The organism is Lachnoclostridium sp. An118 (genome assembly GCF_002160985.1).
Classification (GTDB): Bacteria; Bacillota; Clostridia; order Lachnospirales; family Lachnospiraceae; genus Claveliimonas; species Claveliimonas stercoravium.
Genome location: NZ_NFLQ01000006.1, coordinates 83,125 through 105,358 on the forward strand (window position 1 = coordinate 83,125; position 22,234 = coordinate 105,358).

At 56.4% G+C, this 22,234-nt stretch carries 22 protein-coding genes; 2 read left to right on the forward strand and 20 right to left on the reverse strand.

What is annotated here, in order from left to right; genetic code table 11:
* The first annotated feature begins 13 nt into the window (after positions 1-13).
* Complete coding sequence (locus tag B5E62_RS07215; RefSeq protein WP_087173949.1) at positions 14-478, forward strand: hypothetical protein; 465 nt, start codon at positions 14-16, stop codon at positions 476-478.
* A gap of 73 nt (positions 479-551) precedes the next feature.
* On the opposite strand, the gene hisIE is transcribed toward B5E62_RS07215, so the two are convergent.
* From hisIE to B5E62_RS07285, 14 genes are all read right to left on the reverse strand, one after another.
* Complete coding sequence (gene hisIE / locus B5E62_RS07220) at positions 552-1,835, reverse strand: bifunctional phosphoribosyl-AMP cyclohydrolase/phosphoribosyl-ATP diphosphatase HisIE (protein WP_087173950.1); 1,284 nt, start codon at positions 1,833-1,835, stop codon at positions 552-554.
* 20 nt (positions 1,836-1,855) lie between these two features.
* The gene (gene hisB / locus B5E62_RS07225; protein ID WP_087173951.1) at positions 1,856-2,443 is read right to left on the reverse strand and encodes an imidazoleglycerol-phosphate dehydratase HisB; all 588 of its coding nucleotides are present in this window, start codon (positions 2,441-2,443) and stop codon (positions 1,856-1,858) included.
* Positions 2,444-2,451: 8 nt separating this feature from the next.
* Entirely contained in the window at positions 2,452-3,753 is a 1,302-nt protein-coding gene (gene hisD, locus B5E62_RS07230; RefSeq protein ID WP_087173952.1) for a histidinol dehydrogenase, read from the reverse strand.
* Positions 3,754-3,781: 28 nt separating this feature from the next.
* Entirely contained in the window at positions 3,782-4,417 is a 636-nt protein-coding gene (gene hisG, locus B5E62_RS07235; protein WP_087173953.1) for an ATP phosphoribosyltransferase, read from the reverse strand.
* Between the two features lie 2 nt (positions 4,418-4,419).
* Entirely contained in the window at positions 4,420-5,676 is a 1,257-nt protein-coding gene (gene hisZ / locus B5E62_RS07240; RefSeq protein WP_087173954.1) for an ATP phosphoribosyltransferase regulatory subunit, read from the reverse strand.
* Positions 5,677-5,741: 65 nt separating this feature from the next.
* Entirely contained in the window at positions 5,742-6,290 is a 549-nt protein-coding gene (locus B5E62_RS07245; protein ID WP_087173955.1) for a Holliday junction resolvase RecU, read from the reverse strand.
* Positions 6,291-6,292: 2 nt separating this feature from the next.
* The gene (locus B5E62_RS07250) at positions 6,293-7,297 is read right to left on the reverse strand and encodes an RluA family pseudouridine synthase (protein ID WP_087173956.1); all 1,005 of its coding nucleotides are present in this window, start codon (positions 7,295-7,297) and stop codon (positions 6,293-6,295) included.
* Positions 7,298-7,309: 12 nt separating this feature from the next.
* Entirely contained in the window at positions 7,310-7,885 is a 576-nt protein-coding gene (locus tag B5E62_RS07255) for a hypothetical protein (protein WP_087173957.1), read from the reverse strand.
* Between the two features lies 1 nt (position 7,886).
* The gene (locus B5E62_RS07260) at positions 7,887-8,669 is read right to left on the reverse strand and encodes an SDR family NAD(P)-dependent oxidoreductase (RefSeq protein ID WP_087173958.1); all 783 of its coding nucleotides are present in this window, start codon (positions 8,667-8,669) and stop codon (positions 7,887-7,889) included.
* A 65-nt stretch (positions 8,670-8,734) separates the two neighbouring features.
* Positions 8,735-10,660 carry a YgiQ family radical SAM protein gene (locus B5E62_RS07265; RefSeq protein ID WP_087173959.1) on the reverse strand — a complete coding sequence of 642 codons (1,926 nt, stop codon included), beginning with the start codon at positions 10,658-10,660 and terminating at the stop codon, positions 8,735-8,737.
* The gene (locus tag B5E62_RS07270; protein ID WP_206414308.1) at positions 10,657-11,376 is read right to left on the reverse strand and encodes a pseudouridine synthase; all 720 of its coding nucleotides are present in this window, start codon (positions 11,374-11,376) and stop codon (positions 10,657-10,659) included. Before B5E62_RS07270 ends, B5E62_RS07265 begins: the two co-directional genes overlap by 4 nt.
* An 8-nt stretch (positions 11,377-11,384) precedes the next feature.
* Positions 11,385-12,779: an RsmF rRNA methyltransferase first C-terminal domain-containing protein gene (locus B5E62_RS07275; RefSeq protein WP_087173961.1), complete on the reverse strand. Its 1,395-nt coding sequence runs from the start codon at positions 12,777-12,779 to the stop codon at positions 11,385-11,387.
* Between the two features lie 66 nt (positions 12,780-12,845).
* A complete protein-coding gene (locus B5E62_RS07280; RefSeq protein ID WP_164488603.1) occupies positions 12,846-13,559 on the reverse strand; it encodes a M23 family metallopeptidase in 714 nt (237 codons plus the stop codon).
* A 56-nt stretch (positions 13,560-13,615) separates the two neighbouring features.
* Entirely contained in the window at positions 13,616-15,064 is a 1,449-nt protein-coding gene (locus tag B5E62_RS07285; protein ID WP_087174021.1) for an aminoacyl-histidine dipeptidase, read from the reverse strand.
* Between the two features lie 100 nt (positions 15,065-15,164).
* On the opposite strand from B5E62_RS07285, the gene B5E62_RS07290 reads away from it, so the two are divergent.
* The gene (locus B5E62_RS07290; RefSeq protein ID WP_242957772.1) at positions 15,165-16,139 is read left to right on the forward strand and encodes a transporter; all 975 of its coding nucleotides are present in this window, start codon (positions 15,165-15,167) and stop codon (positions 16,137-16,139) included.
* Between the two features lie 69 nt (positions 16,140-16,208).
* On the opposite strand, the gene B5E62_RS07295 is transcribed toward B5E62_RS07290, so the two are convergent.
* From B5E62_RS07295 to B5E62_RS07320, 6 genes are all read right to left on the reverse strand, one after another.
* Positions 16,209-16,835, reverse strand: a complete 627-nt coding sequence (locus tag B5E62_RS07295) for an ATPase (protein ID WP_087173963.1) — start codon at positions 16,833-16,835, stop codon at positions 16,209-16,211.
* Positions 16,832-17,329: a pantetheine-phosphate adenylyltransferase gene (gene coaD, locus B5E62_RS07300; RefSeq protein WP_087173964.1), complete on the reverse strand. Its 498-nt coding sequence runs from the start codon at positions 17,327-17,329 to the stop codon at positions 16,832-16,834. The genes B5E62_RS07295 and coaD overlap by 4 nt, the downstream gene beginning before the upstream one ends.
* On the reverse strand, positions 17,323-17,892 hold the full coding sequence (gene rsmD, locus B5E62_RS07305) for a 16S rRNA (guanine(966)-N(2))-methyltransferase RsmD (RefSeq protein WP_087173965.1): 570 nt from the start codon (positions 17,890-17,892) through the stop codon (positions 17,323-17,325). Before rsmD ends, coaD begins: the two co-directional genes overlap by 7 nt.
* Before the next feature lie 220 nt (positions 17,893-18,112).
* A complete protein-coding gene (locus B5E62_RS07310; RefSeq protein ID WP_087173966.1) occupies positions 18,113-18,319 on the reverse strand; it encodes an alpha/beta-type small acid-soluble spore protein in 207 nt (68 codons plus the stop codon).
* A gap of 63 nt (positions 18,320-18,382) precedes the next feature.
* Entirely contained in the window at positions 18,383-20,413 is a 2,031-nt protein-coding gene (gene recG / locus B5E62_RS07315; RefSeq protein WP_087173967.1) for an ATP-dependent DNA helicase RecG, read from the reverse strand.
* Positions 20,414-20,534: 121 nt separating this feature from the next.
* Entirely contained in the window at positions 20,535-22,193 is a 1,659-nt protein-coding gene (locus B5E62_RS07320; RefSeq protein ID WP_442911352.1) for a DAK2 domain-containing protein, read from the reverse strand.
* Between the last annotated feature and the right edge of the window lie 41 nt (positions 22,194-22,234).

Genomic DNA, 22,234 nt, shown 5'->3' on the forward strand with positions numbered 1-22,234 from the left:
AGGAGAGGCTCATATGAACAAGAACACAGTAAGCGGAGATATCATCGACTGGCAGCTCAGACAGATGGGCGCCTCGAATATCACATTTGTAAACAGCAATATGTACATTGTCGACTTTAAGCTGGAGGGCGGACTTCTCGTGTCCTATGTATTCAACATCACCCGGGGGGACAAATATTTCCTTCAGAGGATGCGCCCCTATGCCATGGTCCAGGGGAAATACGCCAACACGGCGGAGATCGCTGAATTTATCGAGAAGGACCTTTCCAAGTTCCGCAATGCAGAGCGCAGCAGTAATTTTGTCAAGTTTATCGAGATTTCAAAAAAAGGCGCTGAATTTGCGGAGGCACTCGAAAACCTCTTCCTCAATTACAATGTGGGCAGAGAGGAGATGGAGAGCATGGAGGAGAAGCTGGACAGGCTGCTGGAGCATATCGGGCAGGCAAAGGAAAAGGCAGCGCCCATCCAGATGCCCTGACCGCTCAGAAAACAGACAGAGTCAAAAAGAAATCCTCGTGGAGCAGCCGCTCCATGAGGATTTCTTTTTTTGTCTATCTGTCTGCCAGCTCCTTTACGATGTCCTCCCAGCTGACACCCCTCTCTACCATGAGGACCATAGCGTGATAGAGGAAATCAGCCATCTCGTACTTGACCTCCTCCGGGTTTGGATTCTTGGCCGCGATGATGATCTCCGTGGCCTCCTCCCCCACCTTCTTGAGTATCTTGTCAATGCCCTTCTCGAAGAGGTAGTTTGTGTAGGAGCCCTCCTTGGGGTGGTCCCTTCTGTCCACGATGGTGCTGTAGACGCTCTCAAATACCTGGAGAGGATTGGTCTCGTCGTAATCCGACCCTACCAGGGGCTGGAAAAAGCAGGTCGGATTGCCGGTGTGGCAGGCGGCCCCCACCTGGTCTACCTTGGCCAGGAGTGTATCCTTGTCACAGTCGATCGTCAGGGAATGGACATACTGGAAGTGGCCGCTCGTCTCTCCCTTTACCCAGAGACACTGCCGGCTCCTGCTGTAGTAGGTCATCCGGCCGGTCTTGATGGTCTGGTCAAAGGCCTCCTCGTTCATATAGGCCAGCATCAGCACCTCCTGGGTCTTATAGTGCTGTACGATGACCGGGATAAGCCCTCTGTCGTCTGTCTTGAATTCAGAGAAATCCATCATGCTCTCGAAGGAGGTCATCTGGATCTGCTCCTCCTCGCATTTTTCCTTGAAGTCCGCAAAATCCATGTCAGTCTGGCTCACATACTTGCCTGACAGGCCGCGCACACCGGAGCACTTCAGGATCTTGAAGAGCTCCTTCTCCTCCATGGTATCGGTCACGACCACGCAGGGAATATCAGTCACGTTTATCACGGAGTTCAGGTCCAGACGGTGCATGAACACAAGCTCGCTGGCGTACTCGTTGATGAGGTGCTGATGCTTGAAGAGGGCGTCAAAATCGTTCAGGGAAACGGCAATCTTTTCTTTCCCGAATCGTTTTGACACGTCCTCAATGAGCTTCTGGTTGTCCGCCTTTGAGAAATTCAGCATGGCCCGCTTGGCGCCTGTGTAGAGGATCTTCTTTATATCCTCCTGCCGCTTTACATTGCCTCCCGCCACCATGGGAATATGGATGACACGGTTGATCTTCTTCATAAGGTCAATGGCCTCGTCATGGTCCTCATCAGAGTCTGACAGGTCAAATACAAGGAGCTCGTCCGCTCCGTGCTCGCTGTAATATCTGGCAAGGGAAATGACATCGTCGCTCAGTACCGTGTGGTCGTCGAACCAGCGAACTGCCTTGCCGGAGTCGATAAAGATACAGGGTATCAGTCTTTTATAACTCATTTCTCTTCCCTCTTCCTTTCCTATAATGTGCCCTTTGTGGTCCAGGCTCCCTCAATGCGGGGCTCTGCCGATACAGCCATATCCAGGGCCCTGCCAAAGCCCTTGAAGAGGGCCTCGGCGATATGGTGGTTGTTTACGCCGTCCAGCACCTTCAGGTGCAGGTTCATCCTGGCACTGTAGGAGACAGCGTAGAAAAATTCCCGCACCATCTCTGTGTCCAGGTCTCCGATGCGCTCTGAGGTAAAGGCGGCGTCATAGTTCAGATAGGGACGGCCGGACAAATCGATGGCGCACAGGATGAGGGTCTCGTCCATGGGAAGCAGGAAGCTGCCGTACCTTTTGATGCCTTCCTTTCCTCCGAGGGCCTCCAGGATGGCGCTGCCAAGGACAATGCCGGTGTCCTCCACCGTGTGGTGGCAGTCCACGTCCAGGTCACCCGCGGCCTTTACAGTCAGGTCAAAGAGCCCGTGGCGGGCGAAGCCGTCCAGCATGTGGTCAAGGAAACCGATGCCGGTCTGTATGTCTGTCTTTCCGGTCCCGTCCAGGCAGAGGGACACTTCTATGTCTGTCTCTTTCGTCGTTCTTCTGATAGCTGCTTTTCTGTCCATGTCTCCTGTTACGCCTCCTTGTCTTCAAAACGGACTTTGATGGAATTGGCATGTGCCGTCAGGTGCTCAGCCCGCGCAAATGCCTCAATATCCGTGTGTATTTTTTCAAGCGCCTCCCTTGAGTAACCGATGATGCTGGATTTCTTGATAAAATCATCCACTGACAGAGGCGAGAAAAACCGGGCTGTGCCGTTGGTGGGGAGCACGTGGTTGGGGCCCGCAAAGTAGTCTCCCAGGGGCTCGCTTGCGTACTCGCCTATAAAAATGGCGCCCGCGTTGCGGATCTTTGTCATCACGTCGTAGGGGTTCCGTGTCTGTATCTCCAGGTGCTCTGAGGCGATCTCATTGGCAATGTCGATGGCCTCGTCCATACTTTCTGTCACAAGGATATAGCCGTAGTTGTCCAGGGACTTCTGTATGATGTCGCTCCTGGAGAGCTCCTTAAGGAATCCGTCCACCTCCCTGGAGACCTGCCGCGCAAGCTCCTCGCTGGTGGTGACGAGGATGGCGCTGGCCAGCTCGTCGTGTTCAGCCTGGGACAGGAGGTCCGCCGCCACATATCTTGGGTTGGCACTGTCATCGGCAATGACAAGTATCTCACTGGGGCCTGCGATAGCGTCAATGCTGACGTGGCCGTAGACAGCCTTTTTCGCCAGGGCCACGTAAATGTTTCCCGGTCCCACGATCTTGTCCACCTTGGGAATGCACCTGGTCCCATAGGCCAGAGCGCCTACAGCCTGGGCCCCGCCCACCTTGTAGATCACATCTGCCCCCGCCTCGTTGGCGGCCACCAGGGTGTTTGGATTGACTCTTCCGTCTTTGCCGGGTGGGGTCACCATGACGATCTCCTCCACTCCCGCCACCTTTGCAGGCACAATGTTCATCAGCACGGAGGAGGGATAGGCGGCCTTCCCGCCGGGCACATAGACGCCCACTCTCTGCAGGGCTGTGACCTTCTGGCCGAGGATGGTGCCGTCCGGCCTGCTGTCAAACCAGCTGTACTGGCGCTGCTTCTCATGGTAGCTCCGTATGTTGACGAGGGCCTTGCGGATGATGGAGACGAGCTCCTCACCGGCCAGCTCGTAGGCCTCTCTGATCTCCTCTTCTGTCACGCGGATGTTCTGCTCATGGATATCCGCATGGTCGAATTTCGCAGTGTACTCAAACAGGGCTGCGTCGCCCTTGGTCTTCACATCCTCCAGGATGCGGGCCACACCCTCCTCGTAGGAGCCGTACTGGTTCGGGCTCCTCTTCAGCAGGTCCTCCAGCAGATTCCTCCTTGTGTGGCTGTCCAGCTTCTGTATCCTCATATGCACGATCCTTCCTTCTAATCTGTCTTTATATCACCGTCCGCAGGCGGGTGATGAGGTCTCTTATCCTGTCGCTCTCCATCCGCATGCTGACAGGATTTACGATCATCCTGGCGGAGATGGGGCACACCTCCTCCAGCACGGTCAGGCCGTTTTCGCGGAGGGTGGAGCCTGTCTCCACGATGTCCACGATCACCTCTGAAAGGCCCACGATAGGCGCAAGTTCGATGGAGCCGTTAAGCTTGATGATCTCCACGGTCTGGTGCTTTGTGTTATAGAAATAATCCTTGGCGATATTGGGGTATTTTGTGGCCACCCGGATGAGTTCGTGGTGGTCCAGCAGGGGGGCCGCCTTCTTCGGACCGCAGACGCACATCCGGCAGGCGCCGTAGCCCAGGTCCATGACCTCGTGGACCTTGCGCCCCTCCTCCAGGATAGTGTCCCTGCCGACGATCCCGATGTCCGCCGCCCCGTACTCCACGTAGGTGGGCACATCGGGCCCCTTTGACAGGAAAAACCGGAGCTTCAGCTCCTCGTTTGTGAAAATGAGTTTTCTGGAGCTCTCGTCTTTCATCTCCTCGCAGGTGATGCCGATCTTTTCAAAAAGCTCCAGTGTATGCTTCGCAAGCCTGCCCTTACCCAGGGCAAATGTCAGATATCTCATAATTACTGCTCCTGTTCCTTACTGCCTACGACCTTCTCCTCTCCTGTGACAAGGTTGATCATCAGGATCTGTCTGTCTGCCTGGATATATATCAGGCTTCCGGCATAGTAGTCTTTTCCGTATCTTTTATAGTCATCCAGCGTCTTGCCGGGCTCACGGCAAAGAAGCTCCGCATTCTTGAATTTGTCCCGGAATTCCTTTGCCAGCTCAATGGCAGATTTCTCCATCCCCCTGTCATAGAGGATGAGTGTGTTCTTTCTGGAGTAGGTGATGCGCACATGCTGTCTCGTGAGCGCTTTCATCAGCTCATCAATGACAAGGGCAAATCCGATGGACGGGGACTCCTTTCCAAATTTTTCCAGAAGGTGGTCGTACCGTCCGCCCTTCACGATGGCATCCCCTGTCCCGAAGGTATAGCCCCGGAAGATGATGCCCGTGTAGTAACCGTAGGTGCCGCTCATGCTCAGGTCAAAGCTGATGTATTTTTCTGCCCCGTATATCGTCAGTATATCGTAAATCTGCTCCAGCCGCCGCAGAGCCATGATGGCCTTGGAGTTGGGAGCGATGTTCCGGGCCTGGGCCAGGACCTCCACGCCACCGAACAGGTCACCCAGCCCGGAGAGCGCCTCTTTTGCGCTCCTTCTCACCTGGATGCTGTCCAGATATTCCTCCACGCCAAAATAATTCCTGTTATTAATGAGCTCCCGCACCCGCATCTCTGACTCCGGGTCAAGGGAGGCATCCTCAATGAGGCTCTGGAAGAAATCTACGTTCCCCACGCTGACCTGGAATTCTCGCAGACCGATGGAGGACAGGCAGTCCACGACCATGGCCAGCATCTCGGCGTCAGCCTCCACCGTGTCCACGCCGATCAGCTCCGCCCCCATCTGGGTGTTCTCCCGCATCCGCCCCTGATAGCTGGAGTGGTTGACAAAGGTGTTCCCTGTGTAGCAGAGGCGGATGGGCAGGTCCTCGTCCCCGAAGAGGGTGGCCGCCGCGCGGGCGACCGACGGGGTGATATCCGGCCTGAGCACAAGGGTGTTGCCCTCCTTGTCAAAGAACTTGTAGAGCTCCCTCGAGGGGGTTGTGCCAATCTCTTTGCGGAAGACATCAAAATACTCGAAAGTAGGTGTCTGGATGTCGTGATAGCCGTAGAGCTGCAGTACCTTGTGCAGCCTGCTCTCCAGGGAAAGCTTCTTGCCGCACTCCACGTTGTATATATCACGGACTCCCTCCGGTGTATGTAGCAGCTGTTTCATGAAAATCCTCCTTGCACTTTACTGTGCTAAAACACTAAAACTCTTTTGAAATTATACGCACTTTTTTATGTATTGTCAAGTTGGTCCCTCAGGGAGAGGTCCAGGTTCATAAGGTCAAGATAGGGCAGGTAGACGTTCGCCTTCATATCCAGAAAAAAGCGTGGGTCCAGCTCGTCGGTGCGGAAGCTCTTGCGCCCTCCCTCCCGGGACCGGTTCCAGAACTTCAACAGCTCCTCAAACCGCATGTAGTAGGCCCTGCTCTCACTGCTGAAATAGATGAGGAGAAAGGATACGCCTCCCTGACGCTCGAAGCTCTCCATGAACACGGCCTGGTGCTCATGGATATTCTGGATGGGGAAGGTGGCCTCCGCGCACTCCTTCGCGTCAAAGCACACCGGGATTCCCTGCACGACGCCGATGTAGTCCACTGTACTGCGCTGTTCAAAGTAGGCCAGTGTGATCTGGCGGTGCTCCTTGTCCATCCGCACCGGAGTGATGGGGGTGGGTATCTTCTGGATCAGGGCGATATTTTTTTCCGCATACCGCTCGTTGGTCCTGTTGATGATATCCTCCAGCTCTGAGCCCCTCAGCCCTCTTGTGTTCCATGTCGCCATTGCTATCCTTCCTCCTTCAGTATCCTGGAAAAGGGTTCCGGGAGAGGCGCCTCAAAGGCTTTCCCGGACAGATGGGAAAGGGGACCCGTCAGCTCCGGAAAGACCATGCGGCGGGCGTGGAGGAGCTGGCTTTTCAGGCCGTAGGCCTTTTTGAAGCGGTCATTGACTCTCCTGTCCCCGTACTTGTAATCCCCGATGATTGGATGGCCGGTCCCTGCCAGGTGGGCCCGGATCTGGTGGGTGCGGCCGGTCACCAGGTGTACCTCCAGGAGGGTGGCCTCCCTGCAGAGTGATACCGGCCGGTACTCTGTCTCGATGAACAGGTCTTCCGGACCGCTTTTTTCTCTGTAAACAGCGACTTTGTTCGTCCGGCTGTCCTTTCGCAGCCACCCCCGTATCCTCAGGGACTCCTCCACGTGCCCGCTTACCAGGCACAGATAATACTTTTTCAGGCTCCGGTCCTTAAAGAGGCGGCTCAGCTCCTGGAGCCCTGCAAGGCTCTTCCCGGCAGCGATGAGACCGCTCGTGTTCCTGTCCAGCCGGTTGCAGACAGAAGGCCGGAAAGTGCGCAGCTCCTCCTCGGAGAGCTGCCCTGTCTCCAGCAGGTACCGGATGACATACTCGGTCATGGACAGCTCCCTGCTGTCCGCCCTCTGGGACAGGATGCCGGCAGGTTTGTTTATAAGAAGGATGTGGTCATCCTCATAGACGATATTTCTGTCGGACAGCCGAAAGCCGTCCTCTTTTCCGGATGCGGCGGCCGTCAGCTCACGGGCGGGCGACGGCCCGTCCGAGAAGCTGTCGATGGTCTCATCCGAGAGAAAGAGGCGCACCACATCCCCCCGGGACAGCTTCTCATTTCCCAAGGCTTTTTTGCCGTTGAGGACGATGTTCTTTTTCCGCATCATCTTGTAGAAAAAGCTCCTGGGAGCTTTTTTCATGTATTTGGCAAGAAATTTATCGAGGCGCTGCCCTGCCTCGTTCTCTTCTATCTTTATTTCCCTCATACGTTCCTTTCCCTACATGGAAATATTGAGAAGGATCTGGCGGATCTGCTTCTCTCTTCTGCTGCCTTCGCTCTGCTCCACCTGGGCAATGCTGTTCAGCCCCTCAGCCCTTGTCAGGAAGGGCTTGTAATCAGGGAATATCTTCACCGTGATCTTAGACAGGCGGTTCTCCTCCAGGATGTTCTTTATGTGCCGGGCTGCCTCCTCTGGCACAGTCTTCCTGCTGGGGGCATAGCCGCATACAGTATTCCCGGAGATGACCACTGCCTCCACAGGCATGATCTTCTCCCGGCTGGTGATGACCAGGTCGAAGGCAGTGGTGAGGAGGGGAGCCTTTTCCCGGATTTCGGAAGCCTTGTCCTGGTCCGCAGTCCTGTAGGGGAGAAGGGTGATAAGCCCCACCAGCACCTTGCAGGCGGGCAGACAGCCAACAATGGCCACCACGGTGAGAAGGTTCAGCCTTGTGCCGGTCTGCACATAGCCCAGCACAAGGAGGGCGATCACTATGGCGAACTCCAGGAGAGCGAGCAGTAAAAGCCGTATTTTTCTGGCATTCAGATAGCCAGGTGTTCCTTTTTCTATTTTCATCTTAAGTCAGACTCCTTGTATTCATTTTGTCCATAAACCAGTCGGTCAATCGGTCCGGGGCGAGCTTCGCGGCAGTCCTGACACCCTTCATGGCCGCTCCGTAGACCGAGACGCTGCGGCGCCTGCGCACGTCCGCCAGAGCCCTGTGGACTACTTTCCCGGGCTGGGCCATGAGCTTCTGCCTGGCCTTCCCCGCCGGCTCTCCGGCCGTGCGGAAAAAGTCCGTCTCCACAGGTCCGGGGCAGACGGCGGTGACAAAGATCATCCTGTCTGCCAGCTCCCGGCCAAGGGCCCTGCTGAAGCTGAGCACGTAGGACTTCGTGGCTCCGTAGACCGCGGACCCGGGCTGGGGTGCGAAAGCGGCCGCAGAGGCCAGGTTAACGATGCGGCTTCCCCGGTTCATGTAGGGGATGCACAGGCTGGTCAGATGGGTCAGGGCCATGCAGTTCAGCTGGATCATTCCGGTCAGGGTATCCGGGTCCGCCTGTATCACAGGGGCGGTGCAGCCTATGCCGGCGGCGTTGACGAGCATCCGGATATCCGGCCTGAGCGCCTCCAGGTCCCGCTGCAGGTGATAGTAAACGTAGTCTCTTGTGAGGTCGCTGTCATAGATGCGGCAGTAGATGCCGGTCTCCCTTGTCAGCTCCTCCCCCAGGCGCTCCAGCTTGTCGCTGCTGCGCGCGATGAGCCATATCTCATCCAGGCTGCGGTAAAACTTCGGTATCTGTCTGGCGAACTCTCTCCCGAGACCGGAGGAGGCGCCTGTCACGATTGCTGTTTTCATATAAATCCCTTCTTTATCAATTATCTATACTGTTTTCTTGTCTCAAAGTGTCCTGTTTTATGATGTCAGGCCTTCTTTCTATGTATATTGCGGATGGTCTTTTTCTTTCCCCTTTTTCCGGCTCTTCTCTCCCCCTGGCCGGCCGGGGCGGACTGCTTCCTGCTTCTGCCCGCGCTCTCATCCTTTTCCTTTGGCTTCCCTGGCCGGATCAGGCATTTCCTGTCAAATCCCACCAGGTCCATTCTTCCCTCCCGCTTCAGCGCTTCCAGGACCAGGTCGTAGTTCCGCGGGTCCCTGAACTGGATGAGGGCCCTCTGCATGGCCTTCTCATGAGGATTTTTCGGCACATAGACCTTTCCCATGTCCCTCGGGTCCACGCCTGTGTAGTACATGCAGCTGGAGATGGTGGAGGGGGTGGGATAAAAATCCTGGACCTGCTCCGGCATGATTCCCAGGTCCCGCAGGTACTCTGCCAGGGCGATGGCCTCCTTCAGGGTGGAGCCCGGGTGGGAGGACATCAGGTAGGGGACAAGGTACTGCTTTTTCCCTATCTGCCGGTTGATGATCTCGTATTTCTTCACAAAGGCCTGGTACACGCTGTTTTCGGGCTTTCCCATCCTCCGGAGTACCGGGTCGGCGATGTGCTCCGGCGCTACCTTGAGCTGGCCGCTGACGTGGTACTGGCACAGCTCCCGCAGGAAGGTGTCGTCCCTGTCCGCCATCACATAGTCAAAGCGGATGCCGGAGCGGATGAACACCTTCTTCACCCCGGGCACCTCTCTGAGTTTCCGTAATAATCTTACGTAATCCTTGTGGCTCACCTCCAGGTTCTTGCATGGCTCTGGAAAGAGACACTGCTTTTTGCTGCACACACCCTTTGTGAGTTGCTTTTTGCAGGAGGGCTGCCGGAAATTGGCCGTGGGGCCTCCCACGTCGTGGATATACCCCTTGAAATCCGGGTCCTCTGTCATCTGCCGGGCCTCCCCCAGGAGGGACTCATGGCTCCTTGTCTGGAGGATGCGGCCCTGGTGAAAAGTCAGGGCGCAGAAGCTGCAGCCTCCGAAGCATCCCCTGTTGCTCACAAGGGAGAACTTCACCTCCTGGATGGCCGGGATGCCGCCTGCCTCGTCGTAGGAAGGGTGCCAGGTGCGCATGTAGGGATAGCTGTACACCTGGTCCATCTCCTCCTGGCTCAGAGGCTTTGCGGGCGGGTTCTGGACCACAAAGCAGTGGTCCGAGTAGGGCTCCACCAGCCTCCTGCCGGAAAAGGGGTCCGTGTTGCAGTACTGGATGTAGAAGCTCCTGGCGTAGTTCAGCCTGTCCTCCTTCAGCTCCTCGTAGGAGGGAAGGATTACCGGGTCGTATACGCTGGAAAGGTCCCGCACCTTGCAGACGGTCCCGTCAATATAGGTGATATCCCGGATGGAAAGTCCCGCGTCCAGGGCCTCCGCCACAGCGGCGATGGACCGTTCTCCCATCCCGTAGGAGATAAGGTCTGCCCCGGAGTCCAGCAGGATGGACCGCTTCAGCGTGTCAGACCAGTAGTCGTAGTGGGCCAGCCTGCGCAGGCTGGCCTCGATGCCGCCCACGATGACAGGGGTGTGCTTGTACACCTGGCGGATCAGGTTGCAGTACACCACCACGGCGTAGTCGGGCCGTTTCCCCATGACACCGCCGGGGGAAAAGGCATCCGTGCGGCGTCTCTTTTTTGCCACTGTGTAATGGTTGACCATGGAGTCCATGTTCCCCGCTGATACGAGAAAGGCAAGCCTTGGCTCCCCGAACTCCATGATGCTCTCCCGCCTCCGCCAGTCCGGCTGGGGCAGGATACACACTTTATATCCAAGGGACTCCAAAAGTCTGGTGATGATGGCATGGCCAAAGGAGGGGTGGTCCACGTAGGCGTCGCCGGACACATAGACGAAATCCGGCTGGCTCCAGCCTCTGTCCTCCATCTCTTTTCTGGAAATCGGTAAAAATCCCTGTTTCATTCTTCTTTCAACCTCTTGATCTCTTCCTCGGCAAGGGGGCGGTATTCTCCCGGGGCCAGGCTCTCATCCAGCCGCAGGGGCCCCATGGACTCCCGCTTCAGGTAGAGCACCTCCATGTCCTGGGCCTGGAACATCCTTTTGACCTGATGGAATTTCCCCTCCCGGATGGTGAGGCGGACCCGGGACAGGTCCTGTCCCGCCTCCAGGATCTCCAGATCGGCAGGCATGGTGACAAGAGGCTCTTCCGCTGTCCCGATGTTCACTCCCTCCAGGAATGCCCTCTTTGTCACCTCTGTCGCGCAGCCCTTCACCTCCACGTAGTAGGTTTTGTCCACGTGGCGTCTGGGTGACAGAAGGCGGTGGGACAGCTCTCCGTCGTTGGTGATGAGGAGAAGCCCCTCCGTGTCCTTGTCAAGGCGCCCCACAGGAAAAAGGTCCTTCCTCTTCCTGTCCGCGATCAGGTCCAGGACAGTCCGGTCCCTTCTGTCCTCCGTGGCGGACACGACGCCCGCCGGCTTGTTGAGCATAAAATACTCCGTCTTCTCATAGGAGACCTCCCTTCCCTCCAGGCAGACCAGGTCTCCCTCACACACCTTGCGTTCCGGGGAACGGACGGTCTCCCCGTTGACAGTGACAGACCCTCTGCGAATCTGTTTTTTTACCTCCTGGCGGGTGCCCTCGCCCATGTCAGCCAGGTATTTATCTAATCTCATCATAGGTCTCATCATATGGACTGCCATCTCCAGCCCGGCAGATATTTGTTCTTGAGTGTCCCGCCGGACAGCTTACCCCAGCCCAGCGGATACCCATCCACACAGAAGAGCTGCCAGCCCTTCCGCGTTGTGGGGACCTGGTCCTCCACATCCAGAGTCTCCCCCTTCAGGTAGCGGATGACCCGCTCGTCGCTGCAGGGAAGACTGATGACCTGGTCAAAGTCCTCCGGGCAGAGTGCCATGGCCAGTGCCTGGCTCGGCTCAAAGCGGTTTTTCTTGAGTTCTCCCAAAAGAAGGCCTGTCCGAAGGAAACGCATTCCCCGGACAGCAGGAAGTCCTTCGGGCATATAATAAACCCTTTCGCCGTGAATATCCAGTCTGTCCGGACTTAAATCTATCTTAAGTTTCTCTAAAAACTTTTCCAGCTCCTCAGGCAGCTTTCTGCTCCTGCGCCTTGGCGGCTCCTTCTCTCCCCTGCCTTTTTCCGGGGCCTTCTCCCCCTTCTGAAGGAGAGCCAGGAAGTGCCCCTCCCCGTGCATCCTGTGGGGAAAAATGCGGACCGTGTCAGCCAGGGAGGGATCCGACCCTCCTGCAAACTCCGGTCTGCCCGGGGCGAAGCCCTGGTAGGGCTCCATGGGGCAGATGTGGAATTCCGGCCGCTCCCGCAGGAGATGGGCGATGACCTCCTCGTTCTCCGACGGGTCAAAGGTGCAGGTGGAGTAGAGCATCATGCCTCCATCCCGCAGCATAGAGGCTGCCTGCAGGATGATATTCTTCTGCAGCTTTGAGAAAAAGTCCGGCCCGTGTTCCTCCCACGCCTTCACCATCTTTCTGTCCTTGCGGAACATCCCCTCCCCTGAACAGGGGGCGTCGATGAGGATCTTATCGAAGAAGCCCGGGAAAAATCCTGCCAGGCGTCCCGGCTCCTCGCTGGACACCAGGACGTTTCCTATGCCGAAGAGCTCGATGTTCTTTAAGAGCCCCTTTGCCCGGGAGCTGCTGATGTCGTTGGCCGCCAAAAGCCCTCTGCCCTGCAGCTTTGCCCCCAGCTCGGTGGCCTTTCCACCGGGAGCCGCGCACAGGTCCAGCACCCTGTCACCAGGCTCCACCGGAAGCCGGCTTGCGGGAGTCATGGCGCTTGGCTCCTGCAGGTAGTAAAGGCCGGCAAAATAGTAGGGATGCCGGGCCGGGGACACCTCCTCCCCGTTGTAGTAAAAGCCGTTTTCTATCCAGGGCACCTGCCGGATCTCAAAGGGGCAGATACGCCGGAAGTCCTCCATGGATATTTTCCTTGTGTTGACCCGGAGCCCATAATACCGGGGCTCTTCGTAGCAGGCTATATAGGATGGGAATTCATCGCCAAGAAGGCGCTGCATCTTCTCTTCAAACTCTGATGGGAGCTTCATGTTTTTCCTCCGTTTTATCTCGTAGTCATCTGATAAAGTATAACACAGATGGGCGGAATACACCAGCTAAGAATATTGGTATTTCAGCCGCCGGTCTTCCAGAGAACGCAGCAGATAGTAGGGATTGACGCTGATTTCCTCCCCGGTGCCCCAGGAGTAGATACCCAGGTGGAGGTGCACGTCGAACTCCCCCTTTGTCCCCTCCGGGCCGTACCCTGAGTCCCCCATAAAGCCCAGCAGCTGGCCCGCCTTCACAGTATCTCCTTCCGCTATGTCCGCGTAGGAGTCCAGGTGGGCGTAGTAGTAGTAGACGCCCTGGGGCGATGTGATGCCGATCCTCCAGCCGCCCAGCTCCAGCCAGCCAAGGTTGGTGATGGTGCCATCGGATATGCTGACAATGGGGTAGAGCCCTCTCTCATTTCTGGCAGCCATGATATCTGTCCCCTCGTGGCGGCTCTTCTCCCTGTAGCTGCGCTCGTACATCCAGGAGTCCACGTAAGACACAGTGAGGGAGGAGTCCAGGGAGGAGGCGGGCACGGGAAAATAGACGCTGTCCTCCGCCACCTGCCGCAGGAAGGTGCGGCACTCCTCCGAGAGAAGGTCCTGTTCCCTGCGCATTTCGGGGGAATAGAAGTCCTGCCGGTAGGAGGGGGAAGATACCGTCCTTGCTGTCAGGGTGTTCTGCCGCCCTGCCTCCAGCAGACAGCGGGCTCCCAGAGTGCTAAAGAACGAAAATAGTAATACAAGAAGGAGCAGTTTTCCGGCTTTTATCTGTCTCAATGCAAAACTCCTTTTTGTATTACTATATGACTGTCTCGATCTATTTTAGTATCTGCCTACCTGCATTTTGCCAGGACCGCCTTCAGGTAGTCGTAGCATCTTTCGGTGGAGGCGATATCCAGCCTCTCCCGGACAGAGTGGACATCCGGGATATCAGGGCCGAAGGAAACACAGTCAAGATCCGGGCGCTTGCCCAGGAAGAGGCCGCACTCAAGCCCTGCGTGGATGGTGATGACCCGTGGGTCCTCACCGTACCTCTCCCTGTATGTATCCACCATGATATCACGCAGAGGGGAGTGCTCCCTGTACATCCACCCCGGGTAATCGCTGTCTGTCGTAAAAGCTGCGCCACACAGAGCTGCCAGGGTCCGAAGCCTGTCTGCCAGCGCCTGTTTCTGGCTGTCTACAGAGCTCCTGACAAGGGTGTGGACAGTGAGGAGCCCGCCCTCTGCGGAAGCCACGCCCGGATTGAGGGAAGTCTCCACAAGTCCTGCCAGTCCCCGGCTGTAGGCCTGGGGTCCGTTTGGCATGAGATAGAGATAGTCAATGACCTGGGAGGTCCGCTCCGGGGTGGCGGCGGAAAGCTGCTGCTCTCCGTTCTCCTCCACGGTCACCTTCAGTCCCGGCTCGTCTCCCATAAATTCCACGTCCCATGTCTCCTTCAGGGCCATGGCTTCTTTTTTGATATCCTCCAGGCTGCCTTCAGGTGCCAGGAGGACTGCGGTGCAGTCCATAGCGATGACGTTCTCCTTGCTTCCACCCTCAAGGCTTACAAGGCGCAGCCCTTTGTCCCTGTCCAGCCTGTGGAGGAGCTGTCCCATCAGCTTCAGGGCGTTGCCCCTCTGCATGTGGATCTCCGCCCCGGAGTGTCCGCCCTTCAGCCCGGAAATCCGCAACTTTACTGAGAGTCCTTTGTCCGGCCGGGACTCAAGTGCAAAGGAAGTGCGGCAGGTGACGCCGCCGGCGCATCCGCAGGTCAGATAACCCTCCTCCTCTGAGTCGATATTGATGAGCTTTGTCCCCTTCAGAAGGGTCAGGTCCGCGGCCATGGCTCCTCCCATGCCGGTCTCCTCGTCCGTCGTAAAGAGGGCCTCCAGGGGCGGATGGGGAATGTCCCTGCTGTCCAGGAGGGCCAGGGCCATGGCGACAGCGATCCCGTCGTCCCCGCCCAGAGTCGTGTTCCTGGCCTTTACAAAGCCATCCTCTGTGTAAAGGTCCAGCCCGTCCTTTTTGAAGTCGTGGTCTGAGTCCTCGGTCTTGTCGCAGACCATATCCAGATGTCCCTGGATGATCACCGGGTCGCTGTCCTCATAGCCCTCTGTCCCGCTTTTCCGGATGATCACATTATTTGCCTCATCCTGGATCACCTCCAGCCCCCGGTCCTTTGCGAAGCGGACGCAGTAGTCGCTGATCCGCTTTGTGTCAAATGTGCCGTGAGGGATACTGCACAGCTCCTCAAAAAAATGAAAGACTGCCTTTGGTTCCAGGTTGTCAAGTATTGCCATTGTCTTATCTCCTTTGTGTAATCTGAATGTAAATTCGTTTTTCTCTATTGTGTCACGGAATACATAAAAAAGCAAGCTGCACCATAAAATAAACCAGATCATGCCCTGGAAGACGAGGTGCCTGTCCATGAAACGCCGTCTCTTCACTCTGACCGTCATAGCCCTTTTCTTTGTCATGCTCCTCTTTCCGGGCCCTGTGTTTGAGGGCGCAAGCCAGGGGATCCTGCTCTGGTTCCGGACCGTCCTCCCCACTCTCCTCCCCTTTATGATCGCCGCTAACCTGATGGTGCGGACAAATGCGGTCCACTGCATTTCCCGGCTGGCGGGAGGCGTCCTGGGCAGGGCGCTGAAGGTGTCGGACTGCGGGGCATTTGCGGTCATTGCGGGATTTCTCTGCGGATATCCCATGGGCGCCAAGGTGACGGCTGACCTTCTGCGGGAGGGGAAGATATGCCGGGAGGAGGCCGCCTATCTTCTGTCTTTTTGCAACAACACAAGCCCAATGTTCATTGTCAGCTATGTGGTCATGCAGAACATCGGAAGGAAGGCCCTGTTTGCCCCATCGGTGGCTATCCTCTTTCTCTCCCCTCTCCTGTGCAGCCGTATCTTTTTCCGGATATTCCGGGGGAGATGGGCTCCCGGCCTGGACCGGCGGGGAAGGTTCAAAGGTCCTGCCGGATCCAGGAGCGCCCCCTTCTCCTTTGACGTGCTGGACACCTGTATCATGGACAGCTTTGACTCCATCACCAGGGTGGGCGGATACATCATGCTCTTTTCCGTTATTACGGAGCTGGCCTTCCTGCTTCCCGGGGCCGGAGGGCTCCTGTCTGTGAGTCTCTTTTCCTTTCTGGAGATCACGGCAGGCGTTCCCATGCTGGCGGACCTGCAGGCGTCCTTCCCGCTGAGGTGGGTGCTGGTCATGGCGCTCGCTTCCTTTGGAGGATTCTGCGCGTCCGCACAGACCTACAGCATGATCCAGGGGACAGGGCTGAAGATTTCCGTCTATCTCACAGAAAAACTGGCCACCGCAGGGGTGACCAGTTGTATGTGCCTTGTCTTTCTGTATATGTCATGAGGGGGCATGCTGTAGGAATGCGGCTGTCCAGCCGGACCGCCCTGGGAGGGACCGGCAATCTCACCCCGCCTACTCCAGCTCCATGTCGTCCTCTTCGTACTCTTCCTCCGGCTCCTCAGCCGCACCGTACTCGGCCTCCAGTCCTCTTGCGGACTGATCCGGGATCTCCAGCTCGGAGCGGTTGTTGCGGACCATGTCGTAGCACTCCTGGAGGGAGTTCACAAGTCCGTCGTATTTTGTCGTGTAGCTGTCCAGCGTGTGGCCGATGATGCTCTCCGCATTTGCCAAAAGGTCGTCTGTGTACTGCATGGCTCCGATGCGGATATCGTTGGCATCGTTTGTAGCGTTGTCCAGTATCTGCTGGGCCTGCTCTGTAGCGGCGGTGACGATTTCATTTGCCTGAGCGTAAGCCTGCTGCATGATCTCGTGCTCGCTGACAAGCTCGGATGTCTGTATCTGGGCCTCCTGGAGCATGCTGTCTGCCTTGGCCTGCGCATCGGCAAGGATGGCGTCTTTATTTGCAATGATCTTCTGATAGCGCTTGATCTCATCCGGAGTCTTCATGCGGAGCTCGCGGAGAAGCTCGTCTATCTGGTCCTTGTTCACAATGATCTTCGTGGTGGACAGCGGCTGAAATTTGCAACTGTCGATGTACTCCTCGATCTCTTCGATAATCTGCTCAATACGGCTGCTCATAATTTACACTCTCCTTTTTTATCCATTTTTTCCTGCATCCGCTCTATCACGATATGAGGTACAAACTGTGAGATGTCTCCCCCGAAAGCTGCCACTTCCTTTACTGTACTGGAGCTCAGATAAGAATAATCCAGGCTGGTGGTCAGAAAGATCGTCTCCACCTCCGGCTCCAGCTTGTGGTTGGTCTGTGCCATCTGGAGTTCGTACTCGAAATCCGTGATCGCTCTCAGTCCCCGCACCACCATCTGCGCTTTCATTTTTCTCACAAATTCTACCAGCAGTCCCTCAAATGGAATGACTTTTACATTTGGAAGATTTTCCACTGTTTTCTCTAGTATTTTAACACGTTCTTCTACGGAAAACAACGGACTTTTTGCGTTATTTACCAATACCCCGACGATTAATTCGTCCACCAGCTTCGCTGATCTTGTGATGATATCCAGATGACCGAATGTGACCGGATCAAAGCTGCCCGGATAAACCGCTCTTAGCATATCTCTTTCCTCCCCGATGGCTCTATGAACACATGCTTGTTTGTCTTATATACCTTCTCTTTGATGACCTGGAAGCCAAGGTCGTCCAGATAGTCAAAGGAGGTCTCCTTTGACGCTTCCACGATGATCACGCCCCGGTGGGCCAGGAGGTCAGATTCCGCCAGGTAGGCAAGGACCTGCTTTTCAAGCCCCTGGTTATAAGGCGGGTCCATGAAAATATAATCAAACTGTTTCTCGCCCTCCAGTCGGTAGAGCGCCGTCATCACATCCGAGGAGATGGTGAGAGCCCTGCGCTCCAGGCGGGTGTGCTTCAGATTGTCCTTTATGCAGGCCATGGCCTTTGGGTTTTTCTCAACAAAGACGGCCTCCATGGCACCCCGGCTCAGGGCCTCGATGCCGATGCCTCCGCTGCCGGCAAAGAGATCCAGAAAAATGCAGTCATAGAGGTATGGCGCCAGTATATTGAAGAGCGTCTCCTTTATACGGTCCGTTGTGGGGCGGGTGTCAAGCCCGTCCAGCGTTTTCAGCTGCAGGCTCCGAGCGGTCCCGGCGATCACACGCATGAAATCACATCCTTTTTGTTCATTTGGGACGTAATACTTTTAAAAAGTATTACGTCCCAAATTATACTAACTGGTGCATAATTGTGTCAACAGGAATAAACAAAAAGCACCCGGCAGATATTATTTCAATCTGCCGGACGCTTTTCGGTTTCATATTTCAGAATTTTCGCAGGTATTGATACACTTTATTTCAGATGTCGCTTTGAGCTGGATCTTCAGCTTATTTTCCGGCCATCTGTCTCTCCTGCTGCTCGATCATCTTCTTTACCATATAACCGCCGACAGAGCCGTTCTGTCTGGAAGTCAGGTCGCCATTGTAGCCGTCTGTGAGCGGTACGCCCAGCTCGCTCGCAACCTCGTATTTGAATTTGTCCAATGCACCCTTTGCCTCAGGCACTGCTGTCTTGTTAGATGAACGATTAGTCATTTTTATACTCCTCCTTTTTTGTAACATTTTGTTTTGTTGTTACACCGATAGTATATGGAGGATTTACAATATTACACTAGCATTTCCTGCATGGTTTTCCAGTTTTTTCAACCATTCGGAGCCGGCGGCCTCCGGTGAGGAGACAGCCTCGTTCGCCATCTGTAAAAGCCGGGCATCCTGGAACACATCCCCCAGCTTAAAGCTCATAAGGCCGCTCTGGCGGATACCGAACAGGTCACCGGGGCCGCGGAGCTTCAGGTCCTCGGCTGCAATCTTGAAGCCGTCGTTGCTCCTGTTTAAAATGTCCAGTCTCTTTTTTGTCTCCTCGTCGTGGGAGCCGGTCATGAAAATGCAGTAGGACTGGTATTTCCCCCGGCCCACCCGCCCCCGCAGCTGGTGGAGCTGAGCCAGGCCGAAGCGCTCTGCGTTCTCCACCATCATGACGGTGGCGTTGGGCACATTGATGCCAACCTCGATGACCGTGGTGGAGACAAGTACCTGGATCTTTCCGCTGCCAAAGCGCTCCATGATCTCATCCTTCTGGGACTGCTTCATCTTCCCGTGGAGAAAGTCCACGGTAATGCCCTCTCCCAGCTCCTCCTGGAGCATGGCCGCGTAGTCCGTCACATTCTCCACCTCCAGGTGTTCGCTCTCCTCCACCATGGGGCAGATGATGTAGCACTGGCGGCCCTCCTCCACCTGCTTCTCTATGAAGCGGTAGGCGGTCTTGCGGTATCCTGTGTCCACCACGCAGTTCTTGATGGGCAGGCGGTCAGAGGGCAGCTCGTCGATGACGGAGATGTCCAGATCCCCGTACAGGATGATGGCCAGTGTACGGGGAATGGGGGTGGCGCTCATGACAAGGACATGGGGCATCTGCCCCTTCCGGGCCAGCATCTCCCGCTGCTTTACCCCGAACCTGTGCTGCTCGTCCGTGACCACCAGGGCCAGATTTTTGTAGCCCGCCTTTTTCTGGATGAGAGCGTGGGTGCCTATGATGATCTGGGCTGTCCCGTCTTCCATCCGGTGGTAGGCATCCCGCTTTTCCTTCGCGGTCATGGAGCCTGTGAGGAGCTCGGTCCGGATGGGGATGTGGTGCTCCTCAAGGAGGGAGGTGATGGACTCGTAGTGCTGCTTCGCCAGCACCTCGGTGGGGGCCATGAGCGCCCCCTGGAAGCCGTTCAGGGCCGCTGTCATGAGAGCCAGCAGGGCGATGACTGTCTTGCCGGAGCCCACGTCCCCCTGGACCAGGCGGGACATGGAGAAATCCTTCTGCATGTCCGCCAGGATCTCCCCCCAGACCCGCTTCTGGGCCCCGGTGAGCTCATAGGGCAGCTCCCGGATGAAGGCCTCCACCTGAGGACTGGGCATGATGTGAAAATCGTTGCGGGCCCGGTCTGTCTCCTCCTTCAGAAGCCGCAGGGAGCAGATAAACTGGGCAAATTCCTCGAACACGAGCCGGCTCCTGGCGTGAAAGTACACTTCCTTGTCCTCGGGAAAATGGATGCCGCGCAGGGCATAGTTGTACTCTGCCAGCCTGTACCTGAGCCGCAGCGCCTCCGGCAGCAGTTCCCTCTCAAGAGGCAGGCCGTCCAGCGCCTGGCGGACCGCCTTCATGACCGCGTTGTTGGAAAGGCCGCCTGTCAGCGGATAGACCGGCTGCATGGTATTCAGCTTCTCCTCATACTTTGAGGATGGATAAAAGATCTCCGGGTGCTCCATGACAAGGCCGCTCTTTTTCCTGGACACCAGGCCCCGCAGGGTGATGACTCCGCCCTTTCCCAGCGTGTTCCGCAGAAAAGGCATGCGGAACCAGACCACCTTCAGGGTGCCGCTGATATCCTTCAGATGGAGGGTGGTCACCTGCATGGAGCGGTTCCCGGACACCTGGACCCTGCCGAAGATGGCCCCGGTGACGGTCTGCACCCTGCCCTCCACGAGCTCGCTGACAGGCACCGCCTCCTCGTACACGTCGTACCCTCTGGGATAATACTGGACCAGGTCACCCACGGTGTGGATGCCCAGCTTTATAAAAAGTTTTTCTGTCTTCTCTCCAATCCCCTTCAGCTCGTGGACCGGTGTCAGTCTGTTCATACGTCACTCTCCTGCTCTTATTTCCAGACAAAGAAATAACAGGCAAACCCATGCCTGCTATCTCTCTTTATCTTACAGTCTGTCCGTATCTTTTGTCGCGGCAAACAGTATCCTGACTATCCTACTCTACAGCCAGCACATAGTAGTAGATAGGCTGGCCGCCGTAGTGGGCATCCACGTCCACATCCGGATACTTCTCCTCTATCTCCGCCACAAACCGCTGGGCGTCCTCCTCCTTGATCTCCTCGCCGTAGTACAGGCTGATGAGCTCGGAGTCCTCGTCCACCAGCTGCTCCAGCATGTCTCGGGTAGTCTCCTCGATCTGGGTGCCCACCGCGATGATGCCGGCATCGCCGATTCCCATGATATCGCCCTCGTGGATCTCCTTGTCGTCAATCTTCGTGTCGCGGACAGCGTAGGTCACCTGTCCGGACTTCACATGGCTGATGGCATCCAGCATGGCCTCCTCATTGGCCTTCCCGTCGGCCTCAGGCATAAAGCTGATGATGGCTGTGATGCCCTGGGGCACTGTCTTGGTGGGGATGACGATGATCTCCTTGTCCTTCACAAGATCCTTGGCCTGGTTGGCTGCCAGGACAATGTTCTTGTTGTTGGGGAGGATGAAAATGGTGTCCGCATTCACATGGTCCACAGCGTTGAGCATATCCTCTGTGCTGGGGTTCATGGTCTGTCCGCCCTCGATGATGTAGTCGGCGCCCAGCTCGCGGAAGATTTCATTTAAGCCCTCGCCGATGGAGACGGTGATAAATCCCATGGGCTTTCTGGGCTCTGCCGCAGCGGCCTTCTCCTCCTCTTCCTTCTGCTGCTTTGCCAGCTTCTCGGCGTCGCGGATCAGCTTTTCCTGGTGCTCCTCGCGCATATTGTCAATCTTCATGCGGGAGAGCTGTCCGTAGGTGAGAGCCTTCTGGATGGCAAGTCCCGGGTCGTTGGTGTGGACATGCACCTTTACCACATCCTCGTCGGCCACACAGACGATGGAGTCGCCGATGGACTCCAGATAAGCCTTGAATTCATGCTCATCTTCATCTGTAAACTCTTTTTCTGTCAGGATGATAAATTCTGTACAGTAACCAAACTTGATATCAGCGGCAGACTCAGCGGAAACCTTCTGCTGTCTGGCTGATGCCGTGCCACCGCCCTCGGAAGCGAGGGCGCTGTAGTCTATCTCCTTGCCCAGGAAGGCGTCGTAGGCCCCCTTCAGGACCTCCATGAGTCCCTGTCCGCCGGAGTCCACCACACCTGCCTCCTTCAGCACAGGCAGCATGTCCGGTGTCTTCGCCAGGACCGCGTCCCCCTCCTCGATGAGGGCGGGGATGAAGACCTCCAGGTCATCTGTGGTCTCAGCCAGCTCGTTGGCCTTCTCGGAGATGCCCCGGGCAACGGTGAGGATGGTCCCCTCCTTCGGCTTCATGACCGCCTTGTAGGCCGTGTCCTTGGCCCGCTCGCAGGCCGCGGCGAGATTCTGCACATTGATCTCCTCCTCATCCCGAAGAGCCTTTGTAAAGCCCCGCAAAAGCTGGGACAGGATAACCCCGGAGTTTCCTCTCGCCCCCCGCAGGGAACCGGAGGAGATGGCCTTTGCAAGGGACTTCATATCCATGTCGGCAAGAGCTGTCACTTCCTTTGCCGCCGCCATGATGGTCAGCGACATGTTCGTGCCCGTGTCGCCGTCCGGCACCGGGAAAACATTGAGTTCGTTGATATATTCTTTCTTCGCCTCGATATTCTGCGCCCCGGCAAGAAACATCCTGGCGAGCATATCCACACTTATAGAATTTGTAGCCACTTAAAAATCCTCCT

Excerpts from the sequence above, each read along its gene's own strand:
- B5E62_RS07215 (WP_087173949.1), top strand. The coding sequence starts at position 14 with ATGAACAAGAACACAGTAAGCGGAGATATCATCGACTGGCAGCTCAGA.
- hisIE (WP_087173950.1), bottom strand. The coding sequence starts at position 1,835 with ATGAGTTATAAAAGACTGATACCCTGTATCTTTATCGACTCCGGCAAG.
- hisB (WP_087173951.1), bottom strand. The coding sequence starts at position 2,443 with ATGGACAGAAAAGCAGCTATCAGAAGAACGACGAAAGAGACAGACATA.
- hisD (WP_087173952.1), bottom strand. The coding sequence starts at position 3,753 with ATGAGGATACAGAAGCTGGACAGCCACACAAGGAGGAATCTGCTGGAG.
- hisG (WP_087173953.1), bottom strand. The coding sequence starts at position 4,417 with ATGAGATATCTGACATTTGCCCTGGGTAAGGGCAGGCTTGCGAAGCAT.
- hisZ (WP_087173954.1), bottom strand. The coding sequence starts at position 5,676 with ATGAAACAGCTGCTACATACACCGGAGGGAGTCCGTGATATATACAAC.
- B5E62_RS07245 (WP_087173955.1), bottom strand. The coding sequence starts at position 6,290 with ATGGCGACATGGAACACAAGAGGGCTGAGGGGCTCAGAGCTGGAGGAT.
- B5E62_RS07250 (WP_087173956.1), bottom strand. The coding sequence starts at position 7,297 with ATGAGGGAAATAAAGATAGAAGAGAACGAGGCAGGGCAGCGCCTCGAT.
- B5E62_RS07255 (WP_087173957.1), bottom strand. The coding sequence starts at position 7,885 with ATGAAAATAGAAAAAGGAACACCTGGCTATCTGAATGCCAGAAAAATA.
- B5E62_RS07260 (WP_087173958.1), bottom strand. The coding sequence starts at position 8,669 with ATGAAAACAGCAATCGTGACAGGCGCCTCCTCCGGTCTCGGGAGAGAG.
- B5E62_RS07265 (WP_087173959.1), bottom strand. The coding sequence starts at position 10,660 with ATGAAACAGGGATTTTTACCGATTTCCAGAAAAGAGATGGAGGACAGA.
- B5E62_RS07270 (WP_206414308.1), bottom strand. The coding sequence starts at position 11,376 with ATGATGAGATTAGATAAATACCTGGCTGACATGGGCGAGGGCACCCGC.
- B5E62_RS07275 (WP_087173961.1), bottom strand. The coding sequence starts at position 12,779 with ATGAAGCTCCCATCAGAGTTTGAAGAGAAGATGCAGCGCCTTCTTGGC.
- B5E62_RS07285 (WP_087174021.1), bottom strand. The coding sequence starts at position 15,064 with ATGGCAATACTTGACAACCTGGAACCAAAGGCAGTCTTTCATTTTTTT.
- B5E62_RS07290 (WP_242957772.1), top strand. The coding sequence starts at position 15,165 with ATGCCCTGGAAGACGAGGTGCCTGTCCATGAAACGCCGTCTCTTCACT.
- B5E62_RS07295 (WP_087173963.1), bottom strand. The coding sequence starts at position 16,835 with ATGAGCAGCCGTATTGAGCAGATTATCGAAGAGATCGAGGAGTACATC.
- coaD (WP_087173964.1), bottom strand. The coding sequence starts at position 17,329 with ATGCTAAGAGCGGTTTATCCGGGCAGCTTTGATCCGGTCACATTCGGT.
- rsmD (WP_087173965.1), bottom strand. The coding sequence starts at position 17,892 with ATGCGTGTGATCGCCGGGACCGCTCGGAGCCTGCAGCTGAAAACGCTG.
- B5E62_RS07310 (WP_087173966.1), bottom strand. The coding sequence starts at position 18,319 with ATGACTAATCGTTCATCTAACAAGACAGCAGTGCCTGAGGCAAAGGGT.
- recG (WP_087173967.1), bottom strand. The coding sequence starts at position 20,413 with ATGAACAGACTGACACCGGTCCACGAGCTGAAGGGGATTGGAGAGAAG.
- B5E62_RS07320 (WP_442911352.1), bottom strand. The coding sequence starts at position 22,193 with ATGCTCGCCAGGATGTTTCTTGCCGGGGCGCAGAATATCGAGGCGAAG.